General features: G+C 31.4%; 1 protein-coding gene. It reads left to right on the plus strand.

Features of this window, described 5'->3' with window-relative positions; all coding sequences use genetic code 11:
- The coding region (locus ELQ09_RS08225; protein ID WP_134263892.1) for an ABC transporter substrate-binding protein at positions 1 to 242 on the plus strand (242 nt) is incomplete at both ends.

Raw genomic sequence — 242 nt, forward strand, 5'->3', positions numbered from 1 at the left:
TGCTATGACAAAATCAAGCAAAAATCAAGAAGCAGCTAGGAAGTTTATGGAATTTATGCTAACTCCAGAAATTCAAAAAATTCTCACTGATAGCAATTATGAATTTCCTATAAGAAACGATGTAGAATTAAGCCAAACGGTAAAAGATTTTGGAACTTTTAAAGAAGACCAAATACCTGTGAGTCAAATAGCAGAAAAGGTTAAAGAGGCTGTTAAAATTTATGATCAAGTCGGTTTTAGAT

This window comes from Campylobacter sp. CH186 (genome assembly GCF_004378925.1).
Taxonomy (GTDB): domain Bacteria; phylum Campylobacterota; class Campylobacteria; order Campylobacterales; family Campylobacteraceae; genus Campylobacter_D; species Campylobacter_D jejuni.